The organism is Caulobacter sp. GW821-FHT09A05, from assembly GCF_059418465.1.
Genome location: NZ_JBWKPX010000032.1, coordinates 16,380 through 42,555 on the forward strand (window position 1 = coordinate 16,380; position 26,176 = coordinate 42,555).

A 26,176-nucleotide genomic window follows, 5' to 3' on the forward strand; every position below is an offset into this window, starting at 1 on the left:
ATGAGGGCTACTGAAGCGTCACTGGCAGTCTGATTTCCTCATCCTGAGCTTGTCGAAGGACGAGGAAATCAGCCGCACTTACTCGGCCGCGATCGAAATCGCGGAGGCCTTGGTCATCAGGTAGCGGTGCATGGCGTCGGCGGCGTCGCGGCCGTCCTTGATCGCCCAGACCACCAGGGAGGCGCCGCGCACGATGTCGCCGGCCGCGAACACGCCGTCCAGATTGGTCATCTGGTGGCGGACATCGGCCTTGACCGTGCCCCAGCGCGTGGTCTTCAGGTCGGGCGCCGACCAGGCTTCCGGCAGGTTCTCGGGCTCGAAGCCCAGGGCCTTGACCACCAGCTGGGCCGGACGATCGAAGTCGCCCCCCTCGATCTCTTCCGGGGTCTGGCGGCCCGAGGCGTCCGGGGCCCCCAGGCGCATGCGGACGGCCCGCACGCCGGTGACGCCCGAGGCCTCGCCCATGACGGCCCGCGGGGCGGCCAGCCATTCGAAGGTGACGCCCTCCTCCTCGGCATTGGCCACTTCGCGCAGCGAGCCGGGCATGTTGGCCTTGTCGCGGCGATAGAGGCAGGTGACCGAGGTGGCGCCCTGGCGGATGGCTGTGCGCACGCAGTCCATGGCGGTGTCTCCGCCGCCGACCACGACCACGTCCTTGCCCTCGGCGTTCAGCACGCCGCTGTCGAAGTCCGGGACATCGTCGCCCAGCGTCTTCTTGTTGGAGGCGATCAGGTAGTCCAGCGCCGGCACCACGCCCTGTGAGCCCGCGCCCGGCGCCACCAGGTCGCGCGCGGCATAGACGCCGACGGCGATCAGCACCGCGTCATGCTGGTCGCGCAGCTGTTGCAGGGTGGCGTCGCGGCCGACCTCGAAGCCCAGCTTGAAGATGACCCCGCCGTCGGCCAGGCGCCCGGTGCGGCGCTCGACCACGTCCTTTTCCAGCTTGAAGCCGGGAATGCCGTAGATCAGCAGGCCGCCGGGCCGGTCGTGGCGGTCGTAGACGGTGACGGCGTAGCCTTCCTCGCGCAGCTTCTCGGCGGCGGCCAGGCCGGCCGGGCCGGCGCCGATGATCCCCACCGACTGGCCGCGGTCGGCCTTGGCGACCAGCGGCTTCACCCAGCCCATCTCCCAGGCCCTGTCGGTCAGGTAGCGCTCGACCGAGCCGATGGTCACGGTGCCGTGGCCCGACTGCTCGATGACGCAATTGCCTTCGCACAACCGGTCCTGGGGGCAGATTCTACCGCAGACCTCCGGCATGGAGTTGGTCGCCTGCGACAGCTGGTAGGCCTCTTCCAGCCGGCCCTCGGCGGTCATCCGCAGCCAGTCGGGGATGTTGTTGTGCAGCGGACAGTGGGTCTGGCAGAACGGCACGCCGCATTGCGAACAACGCGAGGCCTGCTCGGAGGCCTTCGCATCGATGAAGTCGGCGTAGATCTCGTGGAAGTCGCCATTGCGCTCGCCCGCCGCCCGCTTTTCGGGCGTCGTGCGGGCGACGGTCGTGAATTTCAGCATGCGCTCGGCCATGCGACTTCCCTCGTCCCCGCTTCCGGGGAAAAATTTGCGTGCGCGGGCCTCATACGGATTCTTGGTGGCAAGAAGAATGCATAAGTCAAAAATGTAGACAAATATATCCGTGAGCCAGGTGGGGTTATTGCGAGAGACTCGCAGAAGGCCCTTATATTGGTCTATTTTCTAGACTATAGTCGGAAACAGTCCTGAAATCGCGACTCCGACTGGAACCATGACGCCTTCGGCCCGCGCGGCCGCATTGCCTTGCGCGGGCGGCCGCTCTAACAACAACGCCTTCGCGCCGCACCGGCCGAGCCCCGCGCTCGCGCCCTCCGGGAGACCTGGCAAATCGTCACAAGCTCCGGATAATCATGCCGGGACTTCGGTCCAAGCCTTGCTCTTGGCGAAACGGCGCGAGTCCCGCGGACCGCGCCCGCCGCGACGCCACCGCCCCGCCCTCTCAACAACCGAAATTGTGATTGATGTTCTCCAAGCCCCGCGCCGATCTCGTTCCCAACACCGCCGCCTATGAGAACGAACCCCTGGTCAAGGCCACGGGCTTCCGGGAGTACGACGCGCGGTGGCTGTTCGGGCCGGAGATCAACCTGCTGGGCGTGCAGGCCCTGGGCCTGGGCCTGGGGACCTACATCCACGAGCTGGGCCAGTCGCGGATCGTGGTCGGCCACGACTTCCGCGGCTATTCGCTGTCGATCAAGCAAGCCCTGACCCTGGGCCTGCTGTCCGCCGGCTGCGAGGTGCACGACATCGGCCTGGCCCTGTCGCCCACCGCCTATTTCGCCCAGTTCGACCTGGACGTCCCCTGCGTGGCCATGGTCACCGCCAGCCATAACGAGAACGGCTGGACCGGGGTGAAGATGGGCGCCCAGAAGCCCCTGACCTTCGGCCCCGACGAGATGGGCCGGCTGAAGGAGATCGTGCTCTCCGGCGCCTTCGTCGAGCGCGACGGCGGCAAGCTGATCCGCGTCGCGGGCCAGGCCGAGCGCTACATCGCCGACGTCGCCAAGCGCGCCCAGATCACCCGGCCGCTGAAGGTGATCGCCGCCTGCGGCAACGGCACGGCCGGCGCCTTCGCCGTCGAGGGCCTGCAACGGATGGGCGTCTCGGACGTCATCGGCATGGACACGGACCTCGACTACACCTTCCCCAAGTACAACCCGAACCCCGAGGACGCCGAGATGCTGCACGCGATGGCCAAGGCCGTCCGCGAGCATGGCGCCGACCTGGCCTTCGGCTTCGACGGCGACGGCGACCGCTGCGGCGTGGTCGACGACGAGGGCGAGGAGATCTTCGCCGACAAGATCGGCCTGATGCTGGCCCGCGACCTGGCCCCGCTGAACCCGGGCGCGACCTTCGTGGTCGACGTCAAGTCGACCGGCCTCTACGCCACCGACCCGATCCTGGCCGCCCACGGCTGCAAGGTGGTCTACTGGAAGACCGGCCACAGCTACATCAAGCGCAAGAGCGCCGAGCTGGGCGCCCTGGCCGGCTTCGAGAAGAGCGGCCACTTCTTCATGAACGGCGACCTGGGCTACGGCTACGACTGCGGCCTGACCGCGGCGGCGGCCGTCCTGGCCATGCTGGACCGCAATCCGGGCGTGAAGCTGTCGGACATGCGCAAGGCCCTGCCCGTGGCCTTCACCTCCCTGACCATGAGCCCACACTGCGGCGACGAGGTGAAGTACGGCGTCGTCGCCGACGTGGTGAAGGAATACGAGGACCTGTTCGCCGCCGGCGGCTCGATCCTGGGCCGCAGGATCACCGAGGTGATCACCGTCAACGGCGTGCGCGTGCACCTGGAGGACGGCTCGTGGGTGCTGGTCCGGGCCTCGTCCAACAAGCCCGAGATCGTGGTGGTGGTCGAGAGCACGCGGTCGGAGGACGACATGCGGGCCCTGTTCCGCCAGGAGGTCAAGCCGCGCCTGGGCGACCGGGTCGGCAAGTACAACCAGGAAATCTGACGCGCCCGCGCCCCGGGCCCGCCGTCGCCCGCTTTTCAGGCGGGCCCGGCCGGGCGGACGAACGATCGACACGAAATCGGGGCAGGACGGCCTTGAGGGACCGTCGGGGTCGTCTCCGCGGTTCCGCGGCGCGGCCACGCGGATAAACCCGCTGTTTACCCGCCAGGCGCACGGCCCGGCCGGGCTTTTGTACGGCCGAGCGCCCGGAGGCCCGGCCCTTGAGAGGACTGACGATGCCGGATTGGCTGATCGCGATCGTGCTGGGCCTGGTCGAGGGCCTGACCGAGTTCATTCCCGTGTCCTCGACCGGGCACCTGCTGCTGACCAAGATCGCCCTGGGCCTGACCGACCCGACCTGGGACACGTTCATCGTCCTGATCCAGCTGGGCGCGGTGCTGGCCGTGGTCGCGGTCTATTTCCAGCGCCTGTGGCAGGTGGTGGTCGACCTGCCGAGCAAGCCGGAAGCCCGCCGCTTCGCCCTGAGCGTGATCATCGGCTGCATCCCGGCCTTCGCCGCCGGCCTGCTGCTGCATGGGGTGATCAAGCACTTCTTCGAGAACCCCTGGCTGCCGCAGGTGATCTGCGTGTCGCTGATCCTCGGCGGGTTCCTGCTGCTGTGGGTCGACCGCTCCGATCTGCCGGTGCGCGAGGAGGACGGCATGGCGCTGAGCCTGAAGACGGCCTTCCTGATCGGCCTGTTCCAGTGCCTGTCGCTGCTGCCCGGCGTGTCGCGCTCGGGCTCGACCATCGTCGGCTCCATGCTGCTGGGGGTCGAGCGCAAGGCCGCGGCCGAGTTCAGCTTCTTCATGGCCATCCCGATCATGGTCGGGGCCTTCGCCCTGGACCTGCTCAAGAGCTACAAGGACATCGACCCCAGCCACGCCGGCACGATCGCCGTCGGCTTCGTGGTCTCGTTCCTGTCGGGCCTGGTGGTGGTCAAGACCATGATCGCCTTCATCGGCAAGCGCGGCTTCACCCCGTTCGCCTGGTGGCGGATCGTGGTGGGGGTGGTCGGCCTGGGCCTGATCTACATGCCGCGCTGATCCTGGTCCCTCTCCCCTTGCGGGAGAGGGTGGCCCGCGTAGCGGGTCGGGTGAGGGGTCGACGAACGACAAAGCCGCGCCCAGTCGCAAGACCGGACGCGGCTTTTGCTTTTGGGAGACCCCTCATCCGGCGGCTACGCCGCCACCTTCTCCCGCAAGGGGAGAAGGAAAAGGGAAATCAGAACGCCCCCGCCGGGACCTCGGCGTACTGGCCGCCCTTCCGGTAGCGGTAGAGGTAGGACGGGACCACGGCCTCGACCGCGGTCGGGACGACGCCGGCCTCGGCCAGGCCCGGCAGGCCGTTGTCGGCGACATTGTCGGTCTTCAGCGTCTCGACCTGGTCGGAGGTCAGCGGCGGGTTGATCGGCGACAGGTCGCCGACCTTGCCGATCAGGCCGGCCGCGAAGAACGGGATCGGGGCCAGCACGCGGTTGCGGCCGGTCTCGCGCAGGATCAGCTCCATCAGCGCCTTGAAGCTGTAGACGGCCGGGCCGCCCAGCTCGTAGGTCAGGCCCTCGGCGGCCGGGCTGACGACGGCCTTGGCCACCACCTGGGCCACGTCGCCGACATAGACCGGCTGGAACTTCGTCTCGCCGCCGCCGATCAGCGGCAGGGCGGGGAACAGGGCGGCCATCTGGCCGAACTTGTTGAAGAACTTGTCCTCGGCCCCGAACATGACCGACGGGCGGATCACCACCGCGCCCGGGAAGGCCGCGCGGACGGCCGCCTCGCCCTGGGCCTTGGTGCGCTGGTACTTCGAGGACGACTCCAGGTCCGCGCCGAGGGCCGAGACCTGGACCAGGCGCTTGGCGCCGGCGGCCCGGGCCTGCTCGGCGACCGTCTTGGCGCCCATCACGTGCAGGGTCTGGAAGGTCTGCCGGCCGCTTTCCCACAGGACCCCGACCAGGTTGACCACCGCCTCGGCGCCGTCGACCGCGCGCGCCACCGACGGGACGTTGCGGACATTGGCCTGCACCACCTCGATCTGGCCCACGTCGCCCAGCATTCGCATGCGATAGGCCAGGTTGGGATTGCGCACCGCGACCCGCACGCGATGGCCCGCCTTGGCGAGCGCCCGTACGACCTGGCCGCCGACGAAGCCGGAGCCGCCGAACACCGTGACCAGACCTTGCATAATCAACCTCGTCCTAAACCCGTGAGCCGGGGGATAGACGACCGCGAGCCCAATCGCAACGAAATGCGCAACTAAGCGATTGACGCGGTCAAAACCTTTGCATAAACGTCCCGGCCTCGCGGCGATCCACGGATTGCTTCGCAGGCCCAGGTGGCGGAATTGGTAGACGCGCTGGCTTCAGGTGCCAGTGACTGAAAGGTCGTGGAGGTTCGAGTCCTCTCCTGGGCACCACCCCCTACCAACCTTCGAAAGAAGGTCGGGGTGGCGCCGAAAGTTTCCAGGCCTCGGCCCGGCTTCCGAAAATTTCCGGACATTGAAAGCTCGGCAAGCTCAACCAAGGGCTGGCGATGGCCGTGACCAGCGGATAGATATCCTGTTCATCCGGCCTATAGTGTCGGCGCCCTATTTTCAGGCGTGTCGGAATTCGCAACGTCCCGTGCGACGAGACCGAGGCGCGGAGACGAAGAGACTTGGCCAACTTTCTGCATGAAGGCGACCTTCCGGACGGCGCTTTCGCCGGCGCGACCGCGGTCGCCATCGATTCCGAGACCATGGGCCTGCGCCTGGGCCGCGACCCGCTGTGCGTGGTCCAGCTGTCGGCGGGCGACGGCGACGCCCACGTGGTGCGCCTGGACCGCTCGACCTACGACGCGCCCAACCTCAAGCGCCTGCTGACCGATCCGACCGTGGTGAAGCTTTTTCACTTCGGCCGCTTCGATATCGCCATGTTCCTGTTGCATCTGGGCGTCATGACGGCGCCCGTGTACTGCACCAAGATCGCCAGCAAGCTGGCCCGCACCTATACCGACCGCCACGGCCTGAAGGACGTGACGCGCGAACTGGTCGGCGTCGAGCTGTCGAAGGTCCAGCAGAGCTCGGACTGGGGCGCGCAGACCCTGTCGCCCGAACAGGTCGCCTACGCGGCCTCCGACGTGCTGCACCTGCATGCCCTGCGCGAGCGCCTGGACGCCATGCTGGTCCGCGAGGGCCGCATGGACCTGGCGAGGGCCGCCTTCGACTATCTTCCCCATCGCGCGGCCCTCGACCTGGCCGGCTGGGAAGACGTCGACATCTTCGCGCACAGCTGAAGGCCGGAGGCATGACCACCCTGGAGGCGGATCGGGCGGGATACAGGCGGGACTTGCGCCGCTGGCGCCGTCGCTCGCGTCGCGTCCGCCTGGCCCGCGTGGTCCTGCCGATCGCGATGGTCGCCATCCTGGCGACGGTCGGCGGCCAGGTGGCCTGGCGATCGTTCACCGCCGGCGACCGCCGGCCGTCCGAGGGCAAGACGCAGATCCGGATGATCACGCCGCGCTTCTACGGCCAGTCCAGCGACGGGCGGCCGTTCATCATCACCGCCCGCTCGGCGGTGCGCGACGAGAACGATCTCAAGCGGGTGTTCCTGGACGCCCCGACCCTGACCCTGGGCGTGGGCAGCCCCGCCCCCACCCGCTCGACCGCCGACCGCGGCGTCTATCGCGAAGACACCCTGAAGCTGCAGCTTTACGGCAATGTCCGCATGGACGACGGGGCCGGCTATCGCTTCGCCTCGGACGAGGCCATGGTCGACACCCGCAACGGCAACACCACCGGCGAAACCGAGCTGCAAGGCGAAGGTCCCACTGGACAGGTGCAATCCAACGCCTACTCCGTATATGACAAGGGCGACCGCATCATCTTCCGGGGCGGCGTCAAGACTCGGATCGACCGGAAGACGGGCCAAGCGGTCCCGGAACAAGGGACGGCTCCCGAATAGACATGAGGACCTGGTTGATGAATCGATGGATGGCGCCGACGGCGATCGCCCTCAGCCTGTTGAGCGGCCCGGCCCTCCTGGTGGGCTTCGGGGGCGCGGCGATGGCCCAGACGGCCGCCGCCGGCGGCAACAATTCCAGCGCGCCGGTGGACATCTCCGCCGACGAGCAGGAGGTCATCAACAGCCAGTGCAAGACCATCTTCCGCGGCGCGGTCGAGGTGTTGCAGGACAAGGCCCGCATGCGGGCGGCGACCATGACCGTCTACAATCGCCGCAAGACGCCGGGCAAGACCTCCTCGCCCACCGGCAACAACGACTGCGGCGACGTCGACCGCGTCGAGGCCGACGGCAACGTCTTCTACGTGACGCCCGAGCAGACCGTGCGCGGCGACCACGCCGTCTACACCTATGACAACGACACCATCGTGGTGACCGGCGACGTCGTGGCCGTCCAGGGCCAGGACGTGGCGCGCGGCGACCGCATGACGATCAAGACCAAGACCAACGACGTGAAGATGGAATCCAACGCCACGGGTCGCGGCAAGACGCGTGTGCGGGCGGTGCTCTATCCCTCCGACAAAGACAAAAAGCCCGCCGGCAAGCCGTAGGACCTCATGGCGTTTTCGATGCAATCCCTGGGCGTCAACCGCGACGCGGCCTCCGAAGGCCTGTTCGTCGACGCCATCGGCAAGTCGTTCGGCGATCGCCCCGTCGTCAAGAGCGTCTCCCTGCGCCTCAAGCGCGGCGAGGTCGCGGGCCTGCTGGGCCCCAACGGCGCCGGCAAGACCACCTGCTTCTACATGATCACCGGCCTGGTCGCCGCCGACTACGGCTCGATCTATCTGGACGGCGAGGACATCACCAGCCAGCCGATGTTCCAGCGCGCCCGCATGGGCGTGGGCTACCTGCCGCAGGAAGCCTCGATCTTCCGCGGCATGACGGTCGAACAGAACGTCATGGCCGTGGTCGAGATGCGCCAGAAGGACCAGCGCAGGGCGCGCGAGCACGTGACGCAGATCCTCGAAGAGCTGCGCATCACCCACATCCGCAAGTCGCCGGCCGTGGCCCTGTCGGGCGGCGAGCGGCGGCGGGTGGAGATCGCCCGCGCCCTGGCCAGCGAGCCGTCGTTCATGCTGCTGGACGAGCCGTTCGCCGGCATCGACCCGCTGGCGATCTCCGACATCCGCGAAGTGGTCAGCTACCTGAAGAACCGCGGCATCGGCATCCTGATCACCGACCACAATGTTCGCGAGACCCTGCAGATGGTCGACCGGGCCTCGATCATCCACGCCGGCGAGGTGCTGTTCGAAGGCTCGCCCCAGGAGATCGTCGACAATCCCGAGGTGCGCCGCGTCTATCTGGGCGACAGCTTCGACGAACGCTGAGGCGTTCGGCGGCGAGTTTTTAATCGCCCGGCGCCGCATGCCCGGCAGAATTTAACGGCCCGCGCGCCCCTCGGCCCGACGCGCGGGCCGTTTCATGCTCGCTCCAGCACAGCTTAAGTCCAAATTTTCCAAAGCCTTACACGGCAGCGGAGAGAAAAACGCCCGTCTCTCCGGACGGAGTGTCGCACTGGCCCGCTTTTTGCTGGCGTTCGCGCCCCGTTAACCAGACTGCCCTTCAATGGCGATCAACAGGTTCGTTGATTTGCCCAGGAGGGCGCATTGGCTCTCGGCCACAGATTGGAGCTTCGGCAAGGCCAGGGCCTTGTCATCACGCCGCAGCTTCAGCAGGCGATCAAGCTCCTGCAACTGTCGAACCTCGAGCTCGACGCCTTCGTCGAGGCCGAGCTCGAGCGCAATCCCCTGCTCCAGCGCGACGACGGCCCGGCCGAGACCGAACGCGCCCCCGAAGAGATCGCCGAGCGCCCCACCGAGAACCTCGGCCTGGACGCGGTGTCCGACAGCGCCGCCAGCGGCCAGATGGACGCCACGCCCGACGACGTCTCGCCCGGCGAACGCGCCACCGGCGACGGGGCCGACCACGGCGCCGAGCAGGCCGGCGGCCAGATCGACTGGTCGCGCACCGGCGGCGGCGGCAATTTCGAAAGCGACGACCATTACGAGGGCGCCCTGTCGCGCCCCCCGACCCTGATCGAGCACCTGACCGAACAGCTGGCCGTGGCCGGCCTGTCGCCCGCCCAGACCGTGGTGGCCGGGGTGCTGATCGACGCGGTCGACGACACCGGCTACCTTCGGGCCGACCTCGAGGAGGTGTCCGAGCGCCTGGGCTGCGGCCTGGCCTTCGTCGAGGACGTCCTGACCGTGCTGCAAGGCTTCGAGCCGGCCGGCGTCATGGCCCGCGACGTGCGCGAATGCCTGGCCCTGCAGCTGAAGGACGTCAACCGCTACGACCCCTGCATGGCCGCCCTGCTGGACAATCTGGACCTGCTGGCCCGCCGCGACATGAACGCCCTGCGCAAGGCCTGCGGCGTCGACGACGAGGACCTGCGCGAGATGGTCGCCGAGATCCGCGCCCTGACCCCTCGCCCCGGCGCGGCCTTCCACTCGGACCCGCCCCAGACCCTGGTGCCGGACGTCCATGTGCGCGAGACGCCCGGCGGCCTGTGGCACGTGGAGCTGAACACCGACACCCTGCCCAAGGTGCTGGTCGACCAGCGCTACCACGCCCGGATCAGCAAGGGCGCGCGGACCGACCAGGAAAAGACCTTCGTCTCCGACAGCTTCGCCACCGCCAACTGGCTGGTCAAGAGCCTCGACCAGCGGGCCAAGACCATCCTGAAGGTCTCCAGCGAGATCGTCCGCCAGCAGGACGGCTTCCTGGCCTATGGCGTCGAGCACCTGCGGCCGCTGAACCTGAAGACCGTCGCCGACGCCATCGGCATGCACGAATCGACCGTCAGCCGGGTGACCTCCAACAAGTACATCGCCACCCCGCGCGGGGTGTTCGAGCTGAAGTACTTCTTCACCTCGGCGATCCAGGCCACCGAGGGCGGCGAGGCCCATTCGGCCGCCAGCGTGCGCCACAAGATCAAGGGCCTGGTCGAGGCCGAGCGCACCGAGGCCGACGTCCATTCCGACGACCGCATCGTCGAGATCCTCAAGGAAGGCGGCGTCGACATCGCCCGCCGCACGGTGGCCAAGTATCGCGAGGCGCTGCGGATCCCCTCGTCGGTCGAACGGCGCCGCTTGATCAAGGAAACCGCCTGACGCCATGCTCCCGAACAGCCGTGTTCCGCGTTTCGTGAAGGCGGCTGAAGGCGACTCATGACCATCGAGAAACTGTCCGACGTGATCGAAGGATTCGGTGAGGACGAACGTCCCGTCCTGACCGTCGGCCAGATGCTGGAGCAGTTCGACAGCCGCGCCTTCGGGGCCATGCTGCTGGTGTTCGGCCTGCTGAACTGCCTGCCCCTGCCCCCCGGTTCGTCGACGATCCTCAGCCTGCCGATCTTGCTGCTGGCCCCCCAGATCGCCTGGGGTTCCGACATCCCGTGGCTGCCGCGCAAGCTGGTCGACCACCCCCTGAAGCGCGACGACCTGCGGGGATTGTTCCGTAGGCTGACGCCGATCGTCCGGCGGATGGAGCTGGTCACCCGCCCCCGGCTGAGGATCCTGTTCGCGCCGATCGGCGAGCGGCTGATCGGGGTGGTCTGCACCCTGCTGGCCCTGGTGCTGGTGCTGCCCATCCCGCTGGGCAACCTGGCGCCGGGCGCCACCGTGGCCGTCCTGGCCCTGGCCCTGCTGCAGCGCGACGGCCTGCTGGCCCTGCTGGGCTACCTGATGGCGGCGGTCAGCGTGGGCCTGCTGGTGCTCAGCGCGGGCGTGGTGGCGGCAGCGGTCGACCGGCTGCTGCACATGATTCCGGGACTGTTTTAAGTCGCTTTTGCGACGCTTGACACCAGACCCAGACGGGCGCGTTGATAGGCTATGCAAGTCCAAATCTCCGGCAAGCATGTCGACGTTGGCGAGGCTCTGCGAGCGCGAGTCTCCGACGAAATCGCCCTGAGCATCGGCAAGTATTTCGACCGCGGCGGTGACGCCGATGTCGTGATCAGCAAGGAGGGCTTCGCCTTCCGGGTCGATTGTTCGGTCAAGCTGGCTTCGGGCCAGCAGCTGATCAGCCATGGATCGGGCGGCGACGCCCATGCGGCCTTCGACGCCGCCCTGGCCAAGATCGAGACGCGCATCCGCCGCTACAAGCGGCGGCTGAAGAGCCACTCGATCGCCGCCAACGCCAAGCAGGCCGAGAACGCGGCCATGTACGTGCTGCGGGCCCCCGACAGCGACGAAATCGACGACGACGACTGGACGGCCGAGGACGACCACCCGACCGGCGCGCCGTCGGCCATGATCATCGCCGAGAGCCAGGCCTCGCTGAAGACGATGACTGTTTCCATGGCGGTCATGGAACTGGACTTGACCGAGTCCCAGGCAATCGTGTTTAGGAACGCCGCCCACGACGGTTTGTCGGTGGTCTACAGGCGGCCTGACGGAAATATCGGCTGGATCGACCCTGAACGCACCAAGTCGCTGAACGGGTACGCACCGGCCGCAAGCTGATCGAACCTCGGATCGGTCGGCGCGTTTCGGTAGGCCCCCGTCTCGGCGCGAGGCGGCGACGATGCGCGACGACCGGCTGCGAGCGAGTTTCCGACCATGACCATCGGCGATCTACTGGAGCCCGGCGCGGTCACCCTGAGAGTCAGCGCCGCCAACAAGCGACAGGTTCTCGGGGTGATCGCCGACGTCGCCGCCCGCGCGTTCGGCGTCGAGGCCGGCGAGGCGCTGGAGGGCCTGATGGAGCGCGAGAGCGCCGGGTCCACCGGCGTCGGCCAGGGCGTGGCGATCCCGCACGCGCGACTGTCCGAAATCGACCGGGTCCGCGCGGTGTTCGTGCGCCTGGAGACCCCGGTGGCGTTCGGCGCCGTCGACGACAAGCCGGTCGACCTGCTGGTGGCGCTGTTCGCGCCCCGGGACGCCGATTCCAGCCACCTGCGGGCCCTGGCCCGCATCTCGCGGATGATGCGCCAGCCCGAGCTGCGCGAGCAGCTGCGCAAGGCCCGCTCGGCCGACGCCGTGCACGTGATGCTGACCCAGGCCCACGAGAGCAAGCCCACCGCGGCCTGACCGCGCCGGGCGTCGATCAGAACCCGGCCATGTCGTCGCCCAGCCAGGCCAGGGCGGCCGGCGCGCCATAGGCGCAGCCGACCAGGACCTTGCCGTCCAGCTCGCCCTGGTGGAGCTGATAGGCGATCAGCGTGCGCCTCTCGTCGATCGACCGTTCGGCGGGTCCGTGGGGCGCCGGCTCCAGTTGCAGCCGGGCGGCGACCGCGGCCAGCCCCTGCCCCTGCCCCTGCCCCTGCCCCTGCCCCGACAAGACCATGGCGATGCGGCCCGGCGCGACATAGATCGCGTCCGTCGAGGCGCCCAAGGCGCTGACCGGCGCGGCCAGGCGATAGAGATTGCCCGACGGCGCGGCGAAGGCCTGGGCCGGCGACTTCATCCCGGCGTCCTCGGCGGCCAGACCGGCCATCAGCGTGGCGACGGCGCCGTCGTCGATCCCGCACGACACCGCCCGCGCCAGCAGGCTTTCGTGCGCCAGGGCGGCCGACGGCGCGGCGAGGGCCGCCAGGGTCGCGACCAGGGCCAGGGTCCGGTTCACGGCGCTCAGGCCCGCCTCATGCCGATGATCCTGACCGGCGGGTTCAGCATCTGGCCCTTCATGGCCGGATACAGCGCCGGGCCGTCCGCCTTCAGGGCCAGGATCTTCTTGACCACGTCCAGGCCCTGGACCACCCCGCCGAAGGCCGCGAAGCCCTGGTTGTCGCCCGCCGCCCCGGGATGGGCGTCCAGATAGGGCTGGGGGCTGGCGCAGATGAAGAAGTCGCAGGTGGCCGTGCCCGGGGCGTTGCGGGCCATGGAGATCGTCCCGGCCCGGTGCCTGATCCCCGTCAGGCGGGTGCTCTCGTGGGCGATGGGGGCGAAGCGGCGCACCCGGTCGGGCGGACCGCCCTGGATCGAGCCGGCGCCCCTGACGCCCTTGGTCTTCGACGCGCGATAGAAGGTCCCGCCGTCATACTTGCGGGCGTCGACATAGCGCAGGAAGTTGGCCGAGGTGATCGGGGCCTTGCCGCTCTCCAGCTCGACGACGATCGTCCCGTGGTCGGTCTGGATCGCCACGCGGGGCTTGGGCGTCGCCGCCAGGACGGGCAGGGGGACCGCCAGGAGCCCGGCGGCTCCCAGCAGGGTGCGACGTCCGATCCAGGTGCTCATGCTCGCCGTTCCTCGCCTGTGGTCGCGACTCCTTAGCGCGCCAGGGAACGTTGATCGAGCGGTCTTAGCGCACCGCCCAGAACCGTGACGCCGGCTTTCCGGAGAAGCCATGCGAAGCAGAACCCTGGCGCAGACTGCGCGATTTGCCTCGAAACGCGTCCTGGATTTGGCCTGGATTTGGGTTGCGAGAATTTCCGGGCGATTCAGATCGTTGTCATCCCGGAAGCCTCGCAGAGGCTGTCCGGGACCCAGGGGCAGGCGCACCGCGGCGGCCCTGGGTCCCGGCTCTACGGCCCGCTGCGCGGACCTTCGGCCGGGATGACAACTTACAATTCAGCGCCGATCGAGCCCGGACCCCAGCCTAGTGCACCGACACCGGCGCCAGTTCGTGGGCGAGGGCGGCGGCGACGGCCGCGTCCTTGTCGGTCAGCACGGCCAGGCGGGCGCCGTCGGCGCGGAACACCGCGTACAGGGTCTGGTCGGGAGACAGCTCGACCTCGTCGGTCACGCCGACCGGCACGTCGGCCAGGATCTCCGCCGCCTTGATCGGGCGCACATAGACCAGGTCCGGGGCGCCCAGCGCCGCGAAGGCCTCGGCGGAAAAGAACGGGGTAGCGGGGTTGGGTGTCATAAGACCACCTCCTTCGAAAGGGGAACGCCCCGTGCGGCGTCTCGGTTCAGACCGCGCGCCCAGGGATCTCGTTTGGCTGTCGCCGGTCAGCCCGCCGAGCGGATCGGGATGCGGCGGACCAGTCGTTCGGGCTCCGGACGGGCCAGGTCCACATGCAGCAGGCCATGCTCGAGCGTGGCGGCCGTGACCTCCATGCCGTCGGCCAGCACGAAGGTCCGCAGGAAGCCGCGGGCGGCGATGCCGCGATGCAGATAGGCCTTGTCGGCCTCGGGCTTGCCCTCGGCCTCGCGCCGCCCGGCCACCACCAGCTGGCCGCCCTCGACGGTCACCTGCAGCTGGTCGGGCGAGAAGCCGGCCACCGCCAGGGTGATGCGCACCCCGCCGTCCTCGGCCTGCTCGACATTGTAGGGCGGATAGCTTTCGGCGGCGGCCTTGGCCGCGCGCTCGATCAGGTCTCGGGTGTGTTCGAAGCCCAGCAGGAAGGGGCTGTCGAACAGGATCGTCCGGGTCATCGCGAAGTCCTCGCTGAAGCGACTTCGTTCGTCCGACACGACCCGGGATCGGCATCGCGCCTGACGACGCGACATCTAGATGGCGATGCGGAAGGGCGGGTTCAAGATGGGGGAAGCTTCGCCCCGCTTCGCCGCCTACGTCGGTCCGCGCGATCTTACAGGGTCGCGACGCCGCCGCTTTGCGCTATCAAGGTACCAGGAGGACGCGGACATGGGGCGATGGCCGCCGAGCATAGCGCGACGACGGGGCTTTTCGCTGATCGAGGCCCTGGTGGTTCTCGCCGTGGCCGGCGCGGCGCTGATGCTGATCTTCTCCGTCGGCGTTCGTTCCACCGAGATCGCTTTCCGCCTGGGCCGCCGCGCGCTCGATCTGACCGACCGCCAGGTCTCCACCGACGCCCTGCGCGGGGTGGTCCGGGGGCTCGTCATCCCGCCGACCGGCTCCGAGTCCCCGACTGGCGCCCCCGATGCGAGGGGGACGCCGCGCCAGTTCGGCGGCCCGGCCGTCCTGGCGACCGCCACCCCCTGCGCGGGATCCGGACCGTCGGCATGGATCGAGGTGTCCCTGGTCGGCGAGGTCGGGGGCGACGTGGTCACCTGCCGGATCGACAACGGCCCCGCCGTCGTCCTGGCCGACCTGAGGCCGCACCGGGCTCGGTTCAGCTATTCCGAAGATGGCGTGCGCTGGCGGGAGTCCTGGCGCGCGACGCCTCGCCTGGCGGATCGTGCGCGCGCGCCGCGCGAACAAGGCGTCTACGTGCGCCTGGCCGCCGACGACGGCAAGATCGAGGTGATCGAACACGCGACATCGGGTCGACCCGATCCGTCGCCGGCCGCACCGCGCGACGCGTCGGCCAGGGCGCCCGAACTATGAGCGCGCCGGCTGGGAAACAGGGCTTCGCCCTGCCGGCGGTGCTGGCCGTGACCGCCATCGTCACCCTGGTGTTCCTGGTCGCCATCCTGGCGCTCGACAGCCTCGTCCAGCAAACGCGCCGGGCGGTCGAAACCAGTCGGTTCGAGACCCAGGCCCTGAGCCTGGAAGCCCACGCCGCCTACATCGTGGCGGTGGGCGCGCCAACGGCCGACGCGGTGCTCGTCCGCGACCTCGACCCGCGGGTCGACGCCCGGCTGCGCATCGACGGAACGCCCTATTCGACGCCAAGCGCCTCGCCGCTGCGGCTGTCGCTGCAGGACGAGGCCGGGCTGGTCAATCTCGACAACCTGCCCGCCCCGGCGACCGCGCGACTGCTGGCGGCGCTGGGCGCGCCCATCGACCGACGCGCCGCCCTGGTCGACCGCTTCGGCGACTACGTCGACATCGACGACCTCGCCCGCATCGACGGCGCCGAGGCCCCGGCCTATCGCGACCGACGGCTGCCGCCGCCGCCGAACGCTCCGCTGCGAACGGTCGACCAGGTCCTGGGCGTGCTGGACTGGAAGGCGTCCGTGCCGCGCGAGCGCTGGCGCGCGCTGCGCGACGACCTGACGGCCGACCCCGCCTCGACCGCGATCAACGTCAACACCGCCACGCCGACCGCCCTGAAGGTGATGTACGGCCTGACCGACGACCAGGTCGCCGCGGCGCTGGATCGCCGACGAAGCGCGTCCTTCGCCGGACTCGAGGATCTGGGCCGGGCCGCCGGCCTCCGTCTGAGCGGCGACGCCGAACGGCTTTACGGCTTCCCCAACGGACGATTTGCCCTAAAGATCACCGCTCTTGGGGCGGGCCTGGACTATCGCGCCCGGATCAGGCTGACGCCGCGCGACCGCGAGCGTCCGGTCTGGATCGAGGCGCCAGCCCTGTCTCTCTCGCCAATCGACCAGAGGGCGGAACGGCACACGGATGCGCCTCTCTTTCCTGACCCCGCGCCAGGTGTTGCTGACCCCGGACGGCCGCTTCGAGACGGTTGAGGCCGGCGGCGCCCTGGCCCCGGAACGGCCCGACGTATGGCTGGCCCGGGCGATGTGCGCCCACCGGTTCTTCGATCCCGGCGCCGCGCGGGGCGCAGCCGCGTGGGCGGCGGCGCGGCTTTACGCCCGATCGGCGGCCCCCTTCGTCTCGGCCGGCTCACTGGTCGAGCGCAGCGGCGGCGGCTTTTCCATCTGGTGGTGGGATCACGATCGCGTCGAGCCGGCCCTCGTCGAACGATTCGGCCATCCGCCGCCCGCCGTGGCTCCGGAACGCTTCCAGCCGCCGGCGGGCGGCGCCTGGCGCGTGCTGCGGCTGGACGACGGCTTCGAGGCCCAATTCTGGCGCGACGGCGGCCTGGTCGGCTCGCTCTGGCGACGCGCGCCGTTCAACCGGGCGGACTGGCAAGCCTTCACGCGCGTCCAGCCCGCCGACGCCGACGCGCCGGCCGATCCGCCGGCCGCCGTCGCCGGCGTTCGCGCGCCCTTCCCTCGACGGAGCGCCGGCGGGCCGGTCCTGTCGCCCGACCAGGTGTTGCGAGCCGCGCCGGCCGCCGCGGCCGTGTTGCTGCTGACGGCCGCCGCCTTCTGGCTGGGCCAGGGCCTCAAGCTACGGCTCGAGGCGCGCGAACTGGCCCGCGTCGCCGCCGCGGAACGGCTGTCGGCGCCGCCCACCGTCCCCGGCGCCGACACCGCGGCCCGGCGCCTGGCGGCGTTCTCGGCCTTGTCCAGCCGTCCCAATCTCGTGGCGGCGCTGGGCGTGGCGACCCGGATTCTGCGGCTGTACGGCGTAGGGATCGAGGCGGTCGACGCCCAGGACGATCGGATGGACCTGACCCTGCCCTATTCCGCGCTCAACGGCGTCGACCGGATCGCCCGCGACATGGAGGCCAGCGGCATGTTCACCGACGTCCGCCCCGTCACCAACGCTTCCGACCGCACCATCCGCCTGCGCATGCGCCTGACCGGTCGGCCGGACACGGCCCAGGCGGCGCTCAATCCAGACGGATGAAACGACACTGCCCCTCGCCCGGCGCCAACCGCATCACCCGCCGGTCCGCTTTCAGGATCTCGATCTCGTCGGCCTGGCAGGCGCCGCCCTCGCTGATCCGCACGGGCCGCCGCAGGCGATAGGTCCATTGCGCGCGCAGGGCCAGAAACCGCCCCAGAGGATCGCGCCCAGCCGCCGCCGCGTCGTCGTACAGCACTATGGGCGTCTGTTCGGCATAGGCCTGGCGGCGCAGGTCCAGCACCCGTCGCTGGAAATCGAAGAACACGGCGTGGGCCGTCATCCGATCGATCATCAGCGTGGCCCTGGGCATGACCAGCGTCGCCGCCAAGGCCATGATCGCCAGCACCACCAGCATCTCCAGCACGGAATAGCCCGCCCGCGACCGCAGGCCCGGGGCGCTAGACTCCGGCCTGGTTCTGGATATCGGCCGCATTGCCGGCTCCACCTGTCTTCCCGTCCGACCCCAGGCTGATCACCCTGGCCGGATGCTGGTCATCGACCGGCGCCTGATAGACGTACGGGTGACCCCACGGGTCCAATGGCAGGCCGCCGCTGAGATAGGGCCCCGACCATCCGGCCACCGTCCCGCGGTCGGCCTTGACCAGCAGATCCAGCCCCTCGGCCTGGGTGGGATCGCGGCCGAGATCCAGCCGCATGGTCGCCAAGGCGGTTTCCAGGGCCCGGACCTGCACCCGGGCGGTCGTCACCTTGGAGCGGTCCAGCTGGGCGAACAGCCTGGGTCCGACCAAGGCGGCGATCAGCGCGATGATCGTCAGGACGATCAGGATCTCCAGCAGGCTGTATCCGGACTTGGCGTGGGGGGCGCCGCGCCGCCGAGGCTTCCGCTGCATCGTCCTCACGTTCGCTCCCTCGTCCTGGCCTGCGGTGTTCACGCAATTCTGGCTCGCTCGCGGGCCTGGAGAGACTATACACTCATACGAGCACTCTAGCGGAACACTCGTACGACCACTCTGGCGGGAGATTGACGTTTGGGGTCAGAGGGCAAAATCGCTGCCCCGACCGATTTTCCCGGCGCGGATCTGCCTGCCCGCGTCCAGACCGCCTGGGGCCGCCTGACCGCCCGTGAACGGCTGCTGGCCACGCTGGCGGCCCTGCTGGCCCTGGCGGTGGCGGCCTTCTCCGCCCTGAGCTGGAGCCAGGACCAGCGCGAACGCTACGCCGCGGCCCAGGCCGACCTGATGTTGGCTCGCCAGCTGCGCCACACCGCCCGGGGAGGCCTCGACCGCGCCCAGCGCGTTCAGCTGGCGTCGGTGTCCGACTGGAGCACCCGCGACCGCAACATCTGGCTGGCGCGGATCCGGCTCGAGCAGGCCGTCGCCGAGGCCGCGGCCCAGGCCGGCGCTCCCGATCCCGAGATCCAGGTCGCCGAGGACCTGGAGGGCGATCCCGCCCTCCCCCTGGTCCGCGCCGATGTCAGCGGGCCCTATGTCGCCGCTTCCTTCGCCGCCCTGCTGCGCAACCTGGCCGACGATCCCCACGCGATGGTCGTCCAGCGGCTGGAAATCGGCGACACCGACGCGGCGCGCTACCGCCTGTCGCTGCTGTTCCCCGTCGATGTCGGGACGGAGCGGCCCTCGTGACCAGCCCCGCCGCGCTGGCCCTGGCGTTCGCTGTCCTGACCGCCTTCCTGGTGGGCTACCGCGCGCCCGGCGTCCCGGCCGAGCCGCTGGGCCTGAGCCGGTTTCCGCACGCCGCCTCGCGCCTGCTGGTCCGCCCCAACGAAACCACGCTCGCGGCCCTGAACGATTTCGAGGTCGATCTTGTCCCGCACGGGAGCGTCGGGCCCGATCTCAATCCGGTCGAGGCGCAGGGCGACCCGCTTCCGCCGCCCGAGCCGCCGACCGCTCCGCCGCCGCCGCCGCCGCCGCCCGACATCGCACTCGTCTTCCGCCACCGGCTGGCCGCGATCGTCGATCAGGGGCCGGCGGGCCTGGCCGCCCTGGTCCTGGATCCGTCGCAGGAGGCGCGGGCGACGCGACTGGTGCGCCCCGGCGACATTTTCGAGGGTCGTTGGCGGCTGGAGGCGCTGACCTCGAGCGAAGCCGTCCTGCGGGATGGACGCCGGATGCGGCGCGTGACCTTCTATGGCGCGGCGGGGAGCGCGGCGGAGCTTTGAACATCTTGTCGACCACGACGACCGAGAAGGCCGCCCGGGGATTGGGCGTCGCGGCGATCTCGGTGCTGCTGGCGTCTTGCGCCTCCTATGGATCGATGCGGACGGTGCTGCAGGGCGACGCCGCTCGCCAGGCGGCGGCGGGCGGCGGGACGTCCGTCGCCGCGCCGCGCGGCCTGAACCTGCCGCTTTCGGCCGAGACCGCCACTGAGGCCGCTACTGGGGCCGCCCCGGCGGCCGGGGCGGTGACGGACGAGGCCCTGGCCAGCCTGGTGTCGCCCGGGGCGATCAATGTCTCGCTGCCGCCCCAACCCCTGCCGCAACTGATCAACACGGCGCTCGGCGACCTGCTGGGCCTGCCCTTCGTGATGGCGCCGGAGGTTGCGAGCCGGACCGACCTCGTCACCCTGCGCGGCGCGCCGGGCATGAGCCGCCGGGATTTCTTCCGCCTGACCGAGTCGGCCCTGAAGACCTACGGCGTGCAGCTGGAGCTACGCCAGGGCGTGGTGAACGCCCGGCCCGTGGTGGGGACGGGGTCGCCCGCCATGGCCCTTCGCGCGCGATCCATGCCCGAAACGCCCGAATCGGCCCGGCCGGTCACGCAGTTCGTGGCGGTGCGATCGATCGCCGTCGACGCGCTGATGACCCTGACCCAGGCGGTTCTGCCCGAGGCCCGGCGCGTGCAGTTCGCCACCGATCCGGCCGCCAACACGGTGACCCTGAACGGCGGGGCGCGTGACGTGGCGGCCGTGCAGGAAACCCTGCGCCAGCTCGACCAGCCGCGTTTCGCCGGCGTCGGCGTGTTCCGCGTCGAGCCCGTCTATTGGTCGGCCGAAAGCCTGGCGCGATCGCTGTCGGACAGCCTGGAAGGCGAGGGCTTCGCCGCCGGCGCCAACGCGCCCGGCGCGCCTCGCTCGATGCTCGTCGCGCCGTTTGGCGGCGCCAACACGGTCCTGGTCTTCGCTCGCGATCCGGCCGTGCTGGAGCGGGCGCGGGTCTGGGCCGCCAAGCTGGACCAGCCCACGGCGGTCGGCGACCGCCCCTCGACCTTCATCTACCAGGTCCGCAACACCGACGCCCAGTCCCTGGCCGCCATGGTCGGAACCAGCAGCGCCGGACCCGCCGCCGTCCTCAACCCCGCCCCGCCCGGCGCACCGGGGGCGCCGCCGGCGATGACCTCGGCCCTGAACAACGTCGGGAGGCCCAGCGCCGCCCTCCTGGCTGGAAGCGGAAGCGGCGCGGCGTTCATGAACGGTCGGATCATCGTCGACCAGGGCGGCAACCGCATCCTGTTCACGGGGCAGGCCGACGAGTTCACCCAGCTCCGCGGCTTGCTGGCCAGCCTCGACACGCCCGCCCGGGAGGTGCTGGTCGAGGTGACGATCGCCGAGGTGACGCTGACGGATGAGACCCGCCTGGGGCTGGAATGGTTCTTCACCCATTCCGGCTCGAACGGGACCACCAGCGGCGGCACGCTGGGCAACCTGGGTCTGTCGACCGGCGGTCTCAGCCTGAACTTCGTCGGCACGGACGTGCGCGCGGCGTTCAACGCCTTCGCCTCGAACAACAAGGTCAACATCCTGTCGCGGCCCCGGCTGGTGGCCCGCAGCGGCGGCGAGGCCAGGATCCAGGTCGGCACCGACGTGCCGATCATCACCTCGCGCGCCAACAGCTCCACCCAGACCGGCGGCAGCACCGACATCCTGCAGACCATCCAGTACCGTCAGACGGGCGTGATCCTGCAGATCCGGCCGATCGTCTACGGCGACGACCGGGTCGACCTGGAGATCAGCCAGGAGGTTTCCAGCCAGCAGGCCAACCCCAACGCCGCGATCGGCAGCCCGCTGATCCTGAACCGCAACATCACCACCCAGCTGTCGCTGGCCGAAGGGGCCACGGCGGTGCTGGGCGGCCTGATCGACGACAGCTACACCAAGGGCAACACCGGCGTGCCGTTCCTCAAGGACATCCCGGTGCTAGGCTCGGCGTTCCGCGCCGACACCCTGAACGGCGGCAAGACCGAGCTCGTCATGCTGGTCACGCCCTACATCCTGCACGACGCCGACGAGATGAACCGCTGGGCCGGCCGCTACGGCGGCGAGATGGACGCGGCCTTCCGGGTGGGACGCGGCTGGTCCTACACCCTCACCCCGTTCAAGGGCGGGCTGGACCTGTCGAAGGCGCGTCCGGACTCGGGCCGCTGACAGCCCTCCAGCCCAGCCGATCCAGCTGGAAGGTGTCGATCGCGTCGCCCCGGACGGTCTCGATCCGGACGTCGAGCCGCCACAGGCGCATCTCGTAGGATCCCCGCCCTGTCGGATAGTCGAGATTGGGCCTTGCGGGCGTGAGCGGCGTCGCGATCCAGCGCACCCGGCGGCCGCCGCTCAGCGGCAGCGCCCCGGCCGGCCGGTCGGTGGGGTTGACCTGGCGCAGCAGAACCAGGGCGTTCCGGCGGCGGTCGGCCGCGGCCAGGGCCTGCTCGTAGCGGGCCTGGTCGCGGGACAGCTGGCGCTGCAGCTCGAAGATCGCCATCAGCACCAGGGCGGCCACGATCAGGGCGACCAGCGCCTCCACCAGGCTGAAGCCCGTCTTGTCGGGTCGCGCGCTCACGACCGCGGCGCGCCCAGCAACAGCACGGCCAGGGCCGGCAGGGCCGCGGCCGCGGCCAGGGGCGCGACGACCGCCCCGCCGCCCTCGCCCGCCTGGCGGGCGTCGCCAAGGCGGTTTCGGACCAGACCCCACACCAGGCCCAGCACGGCGCCGGCCACGATGATCCACAACACGCGCTCGGGCCCGGTCAGGGCGCCCAGGGCGGCCATCAGCTTGACGTCGCCCAGGCCCAGACCCTCGACGCCGCGCGCCCGGCGAAAAGCCCAGCGCACGGCCCAGAGCAATCCGCCCCCGACCGCCGCGCCCGCCAAGGCCATGGGCCAGGGCGGGGCCAGGGGCCCGACCAGGGCCAGCAGCAGCAGGCCGACGACATGCAGGTCCGCCACCACCAGGGCCTTGGCGTCGAGAACCAGCACCCCGGTCAGCACCACGCCGCAGACGGCCAGGGCCCTGACCGTCGCCCCGTCGAGTCCGGCGGCCGCCTCGGTCAGGCCCGTCCACACCAGGAGCCCCACGACGAAGGCCGTCCCGACCAGCCGCCAGCCGTCGCCCCGGGTCCAGCCGCCGTCGAGCGCCTGGCGCATCAGGCGTCCGGGAACCAGGCCCGAGACCATCGCCGCCAACAGCAGGGCGCCCACGGAAAGCCACGCCTCGAGGCCGGGACTCAATAGACGGTCTCGTAGACGCTGGCCAAGGCCATGACCAAGGCCAGGGCCACCATGCCGACAACGCCGGCGATCACCGCCACGGCCAGGGGCTCGATCAGGGCAGTGATCCGCTTGACGTCGTCCCTCAGGCGCTCGTCATGGGCGTCGGCCATGTAGCCGAACATGGCCGGCAGGCTTCCCGACCGCTGGCCGGCGCGCACCAGGCTCAGGTCCATGGCCGTGAGGCGGGTGTGGCGTCGCAGGGCGGCGTCCAGCGACTGGCCGGCGCGCAGGTCGTCCTCCGCCTTCTCCAATCCCTGGGCGAAGGGGCCGGCCGGCGCCCCGGCCCGGGCCAGGGCGGCGGCCGGCAGCAGGGCGACCCCATTGCCCAGAGCCAGGCCCAGCAGCCGCGCCCAGAGGCTGATCTCCCGCGCCTTCAACACCCCGCCGATCAGCGGCGCGTCCCGCGCGGCCCGGTACAGCGCCGCCCGTCCTTCGGGTCGCGCGGCCGTCAGGACGGCGGCGATCGCCAGCATGGCCAGTCCCGCGCCCAGCAGCGCCAGATGGGCGTTGACGAAGGCGCCGACCGCCAGCACGGCCTTCGAAATCCAGGGCGTCCCCGGCCGGTCGGGCCCGATCATCACCGCGAAGCGCGGCACGATCTCGACGAAGATGAACGTCACCGCCGACGCGCCCGCGAAGGCCAGGAAGGCGGGATAGGTCAGGGCGTTGACGACGTCTCGGCGCAGCCGGTCTTCATAGGCCATCTGGTCGGCGGCGTCGGCCAGCACCTCCGCGCCGCGCCCCGACGCCTCGCCGACCCGCACCATGGCGTAGACGTAGCCCGGAAAGCCCGGCGCTTGCGCGGCCAGGCTGTCGGCGAACGGCTCGCCCTGCCTGAGGGCCTGACCCACCGCCGCGAACTGGACGCGTCCCCGTCCCGATCGCAGGCCCGCCGCCACGGTCTCCAGCGCCTCCAACAGCGGCACGCCGGCCCGGCGCATGATCGCCAGCTGCCGCATCACCAGCACACGCTCGGACAGGCGCAGGTCGCGGTCCGCGCCGTCGAGCGCGACCGGCGCGGCCTTCAATTCCGTCACGGTCAGGCCGTCGGCGGCCAGCAGGCGCAGGGCCGCGCCCGGGTCCTCGGCCCGGACGACGTCGCTGACCGTTCTGCCTTCACGGTTCACCGCCCGGTACCGGAAGGCCTCGCCCGGCGTCTCGGCCGCGCTCACGCTTCCCGCTCCGTCGCCGCCTCGTCAGCCGCCCCCACGCCCCGCCTGACTTCGGCCAGGGTCGTCAAGCCGGCGCGCGCCTTGCGGCGGCCGTCTTCCGGCAGGCTGCAAAATCCGTTGGCCCGGGCCGTCCGTTCCAGCGCCTCGGGCGGCGCTCGATCCCGGATCCCCCTCTCCAGCGCGGAGTCGCAACGCACGATCTCGTAGAGGCCCAGCCGGCCCAGATAGCCCGAGCCGCCGCAGGCCTCGCAGCCCACCGGCTCGCGCCACGCCCCGCGCCCCGCGCCGCCGCCCTCGCGGTCGTGGACGGCGGCCTCCGCCGGCGTGCTGGACCGCGCGCAATGGGGACAAAGGCGGCGCACCAGTCTTTGGCCCACCAGCCCGCGCAACACGTCGGCCAGCAGGAAGTCCTCGACGCCCAGGTCGGCCAGGCGGGTCACGGCGCCCAAGGCGGTGTTGGTGTGGACCGTCGAAATCACCAGGTGCCCGGTCAGGGCGGCCTGGACGGCGATGCGCGCGGTTTCGGGATCGCGGATCTCGCCGACCATGATCACGTCGGGATCCTGCCGGAGGATCGCCCGCAGGCCGGCCGCGAAGCTCAGCCCGATGTCGGTGCGGGCCCGCACCTGCACGACGCCGGGCAGGTCGAACTCGATCGGATCCTCGACGGTGACGATCTTGCGCACCCCGTCGTTCAGATGGCTGAGCAGACGGTAGATGGTCGTGGTCTTGCCCGAACCGGTCGGACCGGTGACCAGCACCACCCCGTTCGGCTTGGCGATCAAGCTCAGCAGATCGTTGGCCTGCGTCTCGGCCAGGCCCAGTTCGTCCAGCTGCGGCAGGCGGTGCGACTTGCCCAGCAAGCGCAGCACCACCGACTCGCCCCAGGCCGACGGCAGGGTCGAAACCCGCAGGTCGAGCTCCTGGCCGGCCACGCGGATCGACTGGCGCCCGTCCTGCGGCAGGCGACGCTCGCCGATGTCCATGCCCGAGAGCAGCTTGATGCGCGAACAGACGGCGTCGAAATCGGCCCGCGCGCCCGTACGGACGGTCGTCAGCAGGCCGTCGATCCGCAGCCGGACGACGAAGCGATCCTCGAACGGCTCAAGGTGGACGTCCGAGGCCCGGCGCGCCAGGGCCTCGGCGAACAGACTGTTGACGAACTCGACCACCGGGGTTTCCTGCGCCAGTTCGCGCAGCCGGGCCGCCTCGCCCGGGCCGCCGGTCTCGACCGTCTCCCGCGCGCCCCGGGCCAGGTCGGCCAGCAGGCCGGCGACCTCGGCGCGCGCGGCCAGCCGATAGGCGACCGGCCCCTCGATCGCCTGGGCCAGGCGCTCGCGCAGCGCCGGGTCCAGCGGCTGGACCGCGGCGCAGACCACCGTCTCGCCCGTGCGCCAGGCGACGGCGCTGTGATCGATCCACCAGGCCGTGGGCGCGCGGACCTCGGCGAACAGCGCCGTGATCTCGGCGGCCGTCGGCCGTTCGTCGCCGCGCAGCACGGGAATGTCCAGTTGTTCGGCCAGGGCCCGCAGCAGGTCGCCCTCCGACAGCGCGCCGATCCGGGTCAGCAACTGCCCCAGAAGTCCGCCGATCTCCTGCTGCAGCGTCAGGGCCGCGGCCCGGTCGCGTTCCGAGACCAGGCCGCGCGCCACGAGAAGATCACCGATCCTGCGCCGTGTGATCCCCATGCGTCGCCCTCTCCACCCTCATGGATGGCGTAGCGGAAAAATCGCGCAGCGGACAGCCGAGCACGATGGAACGTCTATCGATTGTCCGTGAAATCGACCCTGTCGCGGTTTGGCGCGGGTCGCTGGGCTTCGCGCCCCGAC

General features: G+C 70.4%; 28 protein-coding genes and 1 tRNA gene. 17 read left to right on the top strand and 12 right to left on the bottom strand.

Annotated features, from left to right (window positions below; genetic code table 11):
- Positions 1-78: 78 nt before the first annotated feature.
- Positions 79-1,524, bottom strand: a complete 1,446-nt coding sequence (locus tag AC07NX_RS22140) for an NAD(P)-dependent oxidoreductase (protein WP_494644765.1) — start codon at positions 1,522-1,524, stop codon at positions 79-81.
- 467 nt (positions 1,525-1,991) lie between these two features.
- Between AC07NX_RS22140 and AC07NX_RS22145 the strand changes: the two genes are divergently transcribed.
- Together AC07NX_RS22145 and AC07NX_RS22150 are read left to right on the top strand one after the other, a co-directional pair.
- Positions 1,992-3,488, top strand: a complete 1,497-nt coding sequence (locus AC07NX_RS22145) for a phosphomannomutase/phosphoglucomutase (RefSeq protein WP_494644767.1) — start codon at positions 1,992-1,994, stop codon at positions 3,486-3,488.
- A 233-nt stretch (positions 3,489-3,721) separates the two neighbouring features.
- A complete protein-coding gene (locus AC07NX_RS22150) occupies positions 3,722-4,531 on the top strand; it encodes an undecaprenyl-diphosphate phosphatase (protein ID WP_494644768.1) in 810 nt (269 codons plus the stop codon).
- Between the two features lie 178 nt (positions 4,532-4,709).
- On the opposite strand, the gene AC07NX_RS22155 is transcribed toward AC07NX_RS22150, so the two are convergent.
- Positions 4,710-5,666, bottom strand: a complete 957-nt coding sequence (locus tag AC07NX_RS22155; RefSeq protein ID WP_494644770.1) for a complex I NDUFA9 subunit family protein — start codon at positions 5,664-5,666, stop codon at positions 4,710-4,712.
- A gap of 144 nt (positions 5,667-5,810) precedes the next feature.
- Between AC07NX_RS22155 and AC07NX_RS22160 the strand changes: the two genes are divergently transcribed.
- From AC07NX_RS22160 to ptsN, 9 genes are all read left to right on the top strand, one after another.
- A tRNA-Leu gene (locus tag AC07NX_RS22160) sits at positions 5,811-5,897 on the top strand.
- A 239-nt stretch (positions 5,898-6,136) separates the two neighbouring features.
- Positions 6,137-6,754, top strand: a complete 618-nt coding sequence (locus AC07NX_RS22165) for a ribonuclease D (RefSeq protein WP_494644771.1) — start codon at positions 6,137-6,139, stop codon at positions 6,752-6,754.
- A gap of 11 nt (positions 6,755-6,765) precedes the next feature.
- Positions 6,766-7,422: an LPS export ABC transporter periplasmic protein LptC gene (lptC, locus tag AC07NX_RS22170; RefSeq protein ID WP_494644773.1), complete on the top strand. Its 657-nt coding sequence runs from the start codon at positions 6,766-6,768 to the stop codon at positions 7,420-7,422.
- Positions 7,423-7,439: 17 nt separating this feature from the next.
- Positions 7,440-8,030: an LptA/OstA family protein gene (locus tag AC07NX_RS22175; protein WP_494644775.1), complete on the top strand. Its 591-nt coding sequence runs from the start codon at positions 7,440-7,442 to the stop codon at positions 8,028-8,030.
- Between the two features lie 18 nt (positions 8,031-8,048).
- The gene (gene lptB / locus AC07NX_RS22180) at positions 8,049-8,807 is read left to right on the top strand and encodes an LPS export ABC transporter ATP-binding protein (protein WP_494644824.1); all 759 of its coding nucleotides are present in this window, start codon (positions 8,049-8,051) and stop codon (positions 8,805-8,807) included.
- A 279-nt stretch (positions 8,808-9,086) separates the two neighbouring features.
- Positions 9,087-10,592 carry an RNA polymerase factor sigma-54 gene (gene rpoN, locus AC07NX_RS22185; RefSeq protein ID WP_494644777.1) on the top strand — a complete coding sequence of 502 codons (1,506 nt, stop codon included), beginning with the start codon at positions 9,087-9,089 and terminating at the stop codon, positions 10,590-10,592.
- A 57-nt stretch (positions 10,593-10,649) separates the two neighbouring features.
- Complete coding sequence (locus tag AC07NX_RS22190) at positions 10,650-11,261, top strand: exopolysaccharide biosynthesis protein (RefSeq protein ID WP_494644779.1); 612 nt, start codon at positions 10,650-10,652, stop codon at positions 11,259-11,261.
- A gap of 51 nt (positions 11,262-11,312) precedes the next feature.
- A complete protein-coding gene (hpf, locus tag AC07NX_RS22195) occupies positions 11,313-11,945 on the top strand; it encodes a ribosome hibernation-promoting factor, HPF/YfiA family (protein WP_035080972.1) in 633 nt (210 codons plus the stop codon).
- A gap of 96 nt (positions 11,946-12,041) precedes the next feature.
- Positions 12,042-12,512 carry a PTS IIA-like nitrogen regulatory protein PtsN gene (gene ptsN, locus AC07NX_RS22200; protein WP_494644782.1) on the top strand — a complete coding sequence of 157 codons (471 nt, stop codon included), beginning with the start codon at positions 12,042-12,044 and terminating at the stop codon, positions 12,510-12,512.
- Between the two features lie 16 nt (positions 12,513-12,528).
- Here the strand turns inward: ptsN and AC07NX_RS22205 are convergent, their stop codons facing one another.
- The 4 genes from AC07NX_RS22205 to AC07NX_RS22220 all read right to left on the bottom strand — a co-directional run bounded on the left by AC07NX_RS22205 (position 12,529) and on the right by AC07NX_RS22220 (position 14,801).
- Entirely contained in the window at positions 12,529-13,047 is a 519-nt protein-coding gene (locus AC07NX_RS22205; protein WP_494644784.1) for a hypothetical protein, read from the bottom strand.
- 5 nt (positions 13,048-13,052) lie between these two features.
- Positions 13,053-13,658 carry a peptidylprolyl isomerase gene (locus tag AC07NX_RS22210; protein WP_494644786.1) on the bottom strand — a complete coding sequence of 202 codons (606 nt, stop codon included), beginning with the start codon at positions 13,656-13,658 and terminating at the stop codon, positions 13,053-13,055.
- Between the two features lie 361 nt (positions 13,659-14,019).
- Complete coding sequence (locus AC07NX_RS22215; protein ID WP_028041338.1) at positions 14,020-14,289, bottom strand: DUF1150 family protein; 270 nt, start codon at positions 14,287-14,289, stop codon at positions 14,020-14,022.
- A gap of 86 nt (positions 14,290-14,375) precedes the next feature.
- Positions 14,376-14,801, bottom strand: a complete 426-nt coding sequence (locus AC07NX_RS22220; protein WP_035081724.1) for an Hsp20 family protein — start codon at positions 14,799-14,801, stop codon at positions 14,376-14,378.
- A 211-nt stretch (positions 14,802-15,012) separates the two neighbouring features.
- Between AC07NX_RS22220 and AC07NX_RS22225 the strand changes: the two genes are divergently transcribed.
- The 3 genes from AC07NX_RS22225 to AC07NX_RS22235 are packed head-to-tail and all read left to right on the top strand — an operon-like array spanning position 15,013 to position 17,721.
- A complete protein-coding gene (locus tag AC07NX_RS22225; RefSeq protein ID WP_494644788.1) occupies positions 15,013-15,675 on the top strand; it encodes a type II secretion system protein in 663 nt (220 codons plus the stop codon).
- A complete protein-coding gene (locus AC07NX_RS22230) occupies positions 15,672-16,712 on the top strand; it encodes a type II secretion system minor pseudopilin (RefSeq protein WP_494644790.1) in 1,041 nt (346 codons plus the stop codon). Before AC07NX_RS22225 ends, AC07NX_RS22230 begins: the two co-directional genes overlap by 4 nt.
- Positions 16,645-17,721: a hypothetical protein gene (locus tag AC07NX_RS22235; protein WP_494644792.1), complete on the top strand. Its 1,077-nt coding sequence runs from the start codon at positions 16,645-16,647 to the stop codon at positions 17,719-17,721. The genes AC07NX_RS22230 and AC07NX_RS22235 overlap by 68 nt, the downstream gene beginning before the upstream one ends.
- On the opposite strand, the gene AC07NX_RS22240 is transcribed toward AC07NX_RS22235, so the two are convergent.
- Positions 17,705-18,154, bottom strand: coding sequence for a pilus assembly FimT family protein (locus tag AC07NX_RS22240; protein ID WP_494644794.1), 450 nt, complete (start codon positions 18,152-18,154; stop codon positions 17,705-17,707). The two genes, AC07NX_RS22235 and AC07NX_RS22240, sit on opposite strands and share 17 nt — an antisense overlap.
- Positions 18,120-18,572: a type II secretion system major pseudopilin GspG gene (gene gspG, locus AC07NX_RS22245; RefSeq protein WP_494644796.1), complete on the bottom strand. Its 453-nt coding sequence runs from the start codon at positions 18,570-18,572 to the stop codon at positions 18,120-18,122. Before gspG ends, AC07NX_RS22240 begins: the two co-directional genes overlap by 35 nt.
- Positions 18,573-18,710: 138 nt before the next feature.
- Here gspG and AC07NX_RS22250 point away from each other — a divergent pair, with 138 nt between their 5' ends.
- The 3 genes from AC07NX_RS22250 to AC07NX_RS22260 are packed head-to-tail and all read left to right on the top strand — an operon-like array spanning position 18,711 to position 22,059.
- Positions 18,711-19,322 carry a hypothetical protein gene (locus AC07NX_RS22250; protein WP_494644797.1) on the top strand — a complete coding sequence of 204 codons (612 nt, stop codon included), beginning with the start codon at positions 18,711-18,713 and terminating at the stop codon, positions 19,320-19,322.
- Positions 19,319-19,858: a hypothetical protein gene (locus AC07NX_RS22255; RefSeq protein WP_494644799.1), complete on the top strand. Its 540-nt coding sequence runs from the start codon at positions 19,319-19,321 to the stop codon at positions 19,856-19,858. The genes AC07NX_RS22250 and AC07NX_RS22255 overlap by 4 nt, the downstream gene beginning before the upstream one ends.
- A gap of 5 nt (positions 19,859-19,863) precedes the next feature.
- Positions 19,864-22,059 carry a secretin GspD/PilQ domain-containing protein gene (locus tag AC07NX_RS22260; RefSeq protein ID WP_494644801.1) on the top strand — a complete coding sequence of 732 codons (2,196 nt, stop codon included), beginning with the start codon at positions 19,864-19,866 and terminating at the stop codon, positions 22,057-22,059.
- Here AC07NX_RS22260 and AC07NX_RS22265 read toward each other — a convergent pair.
- Genes AC07NX_RS22265 through AC07NX_RS22280 form a run of 4 tightly spaced genes read right to left on the bottom strand, consistent with a single transcriptional unit; the run spans position 22,010 to position 26,035 of the window.
- On the bottom strand, positions 22,010-22,465 hold the full coding sequence (locus AC07NX_RS22265; RefSeq protein WP_494644803.1) for a type IV pilus modification PilV family protein: 456 nt from the start codon (positions 22,463-22,465) through the stop codon (positions 22,010-22,012). The genes AC07NX_RS22260 and AC07NX_RS22265 overlap by 50 nt on opposite strands.
- Positions 22,462-23,133 (bottom strand): prepilin peptidase, encoded by a 672-nt coding sequence (locus tag AC07NX_RS22270; RefSeq protein WP_494644805.1) that lies wholly within the window; start codon positions 23,131-23,133, stop codon positions 22,462-22,464. Before AC07NX_RS22270 ends, AC07NX_RS22265 begins: the two co-directional genes overlap by 4 nt.
- Positions 23,130-24,347 (bottom strand): type II secretion system F family protein, encoded by a 1,218-nt coding sequence (locus AC07NX_RS22275; protein ID WP_494644807.1) that lies wholly within the window; start codon positions 24,345-24,347, stop codon positions 23,130-23,132. Before AC07NX_RS22275 ends, AC07NX_RS22270 begins: the two co-directional genes overlap by 4 nt.
- A complete protein-coding gene (locus AC07NX_RS22280) occupies positions 24,344-26,035 on the bottom strand; it encodes a GspE/PulE family protein (RefSeq protein ID WP_494644809.1) in 1,692 nt (563 codons plus the stop codon). The genes AC07NX_RS22275 and AC07NX_RS22280 overlap by 4 nt, the downstream gene beginning before the upstream one ends.
- Between the last annotated feature and the right edge of the window lie 141 nt (positions 26,036-26,176).

Excerpts from the sequence above, each read along its gene's own strand:
- AC07NX_RS22150 (WP_494644768.1), top strand. The coding sequence starts at position 3,722 with ATGCCGGATTGGCTGATCGCGATCGTGCTGGGCCTGGTCGAGGGCCTG.
- AC07NX_RS22220 (WP_035081724.1), bottom strand. The coding sequence starts at position 14,801 with ATGACCCGGACGATCCTGTTCGACAGCCCCTTCCTGCTGGGCTTCGAA.
- AC07NX_RS22155 (WP_494644770.1), bottom strand. The coding sequence starts at position 5,666 with ATGCAAGGTCTGGTCACGGTGTTCGGCGGCTCCGGCTTCGTCGGCGGC.
- AC07NX_RS22140 (WP_494644765.1), bottom strand. The coding sequence starts at position 1,524 with ATGGCCGAGCGCATGCTGAAATTCACGACCGTCGCCCGCACGACGCCC.
- lptB (WP_494644824.1), top strand. The coding sequence starts at position 8,049 with ATGCAATCCCTGGGCGTCAACCGCGACGCGGCCTCCGAAGGCCTGTTC.
- AC07NX_RS22190 (WP_494644779.1), top strand. The coding sequence starts at position 10,650 with ATGACCATCGAGAAACTGTCCGACGTGATCGAAGGATTCGGTGAGGAC.
- AC07NX_RS22225 (WP_494644788.1), top strand. The coding sequence starts at position 15,013 with ATGGGGCGATGGCCGCCGAGCATAGCGCGACGACGGGGCTTTTCGCTG.
- AC07NX_RS22230 (WP_494644790.1), top strand. The coding sequence starts at position 15,672 with ATGAGCGCGCCGGCTGGGAAACAGGGCTTCGCCCTGCCGGCGGTGCTG.
- AC07NX_RS22145 (WP_494644767.1), top strand. The coding sequence starts at position 1,992 with ATGTTCTCCAAGCCCCGCGCCGATCTCGTTCCCAACACCGCCGCCTAT.
- AC07NX_RS22215 (WP_028041338.1), bottom strand. The coding sequence starts at position 14,289 with ATGACACCCAACCCCGCTACCCCGTTCTTTTCCGCCGAGGCCTTCGCG.
- AC07NX_RS22280 (WP_494644809.1), bottom strand. The coding sequence starts at position 26,035 with ATGGGGATCACACGGCGCAGGATCGGTGATCTTCTCGTGGCGCGCGGC.
- AC07NX_RS22235 (WP_494644792.1), top strand. The coding sequence starts at position 16,645 with ATGCGCCTCTCTTTCCTGACCCCGCGCCAGGTGTTGCTGACCCCGGAC.
- gspG (WP_494644796.1), bottom strand. The coding sequence starts at position 18,572 with ATGCAGCGGAAGCCTCGGCGGCGCGGCGCCCCCCACGCCAAGTCCGGA.
- hpf (WP_035080972.1), top strand. The coding sequence starts at position 11,313 with ATGCAAGTCCAAATCTCCGGCAAGCATGTCGACGTTGGCGAGGCTCTG.
- AC07NX_RS22240 (WP_494644794.1), bottom strand. The coding sequence starts at position 18,154 with ATGCGGCCGATATCCAGAACCAGGCCGGAGTCTAGCGCCCCGGGCCTG.
- AC07NX_RS22210 (WP_494644786.1), bottom strand. The coding sequence starts at position 13,658 with ATGAGCACCTGGATCGGACGTCGCACCCTGCTGGGAGCCGCCGGGCTC.
- AC07NX_RS22175 (WP_494644775.1), top strand. The coding sequence starts at position 7,440 with ATGAATCGATGGATGGCGCCGACGGCGATCGCCCTCAGCCTGTTGAGC.
- lptC (WP_494644773.1), top strand. The coding sequence starts at position 6,766 with ATGACCACCCTGGAGGCGGATCGGGCGGGATACAGGCGGGACTTGCGC.
- ptsN (WP_494644782.1), top strand. The coding sequence starts at position 12,042 with ATGACCATCGGCGATCTACTGGAGCCCGGCGCGGTCACCCTGAGAGTC.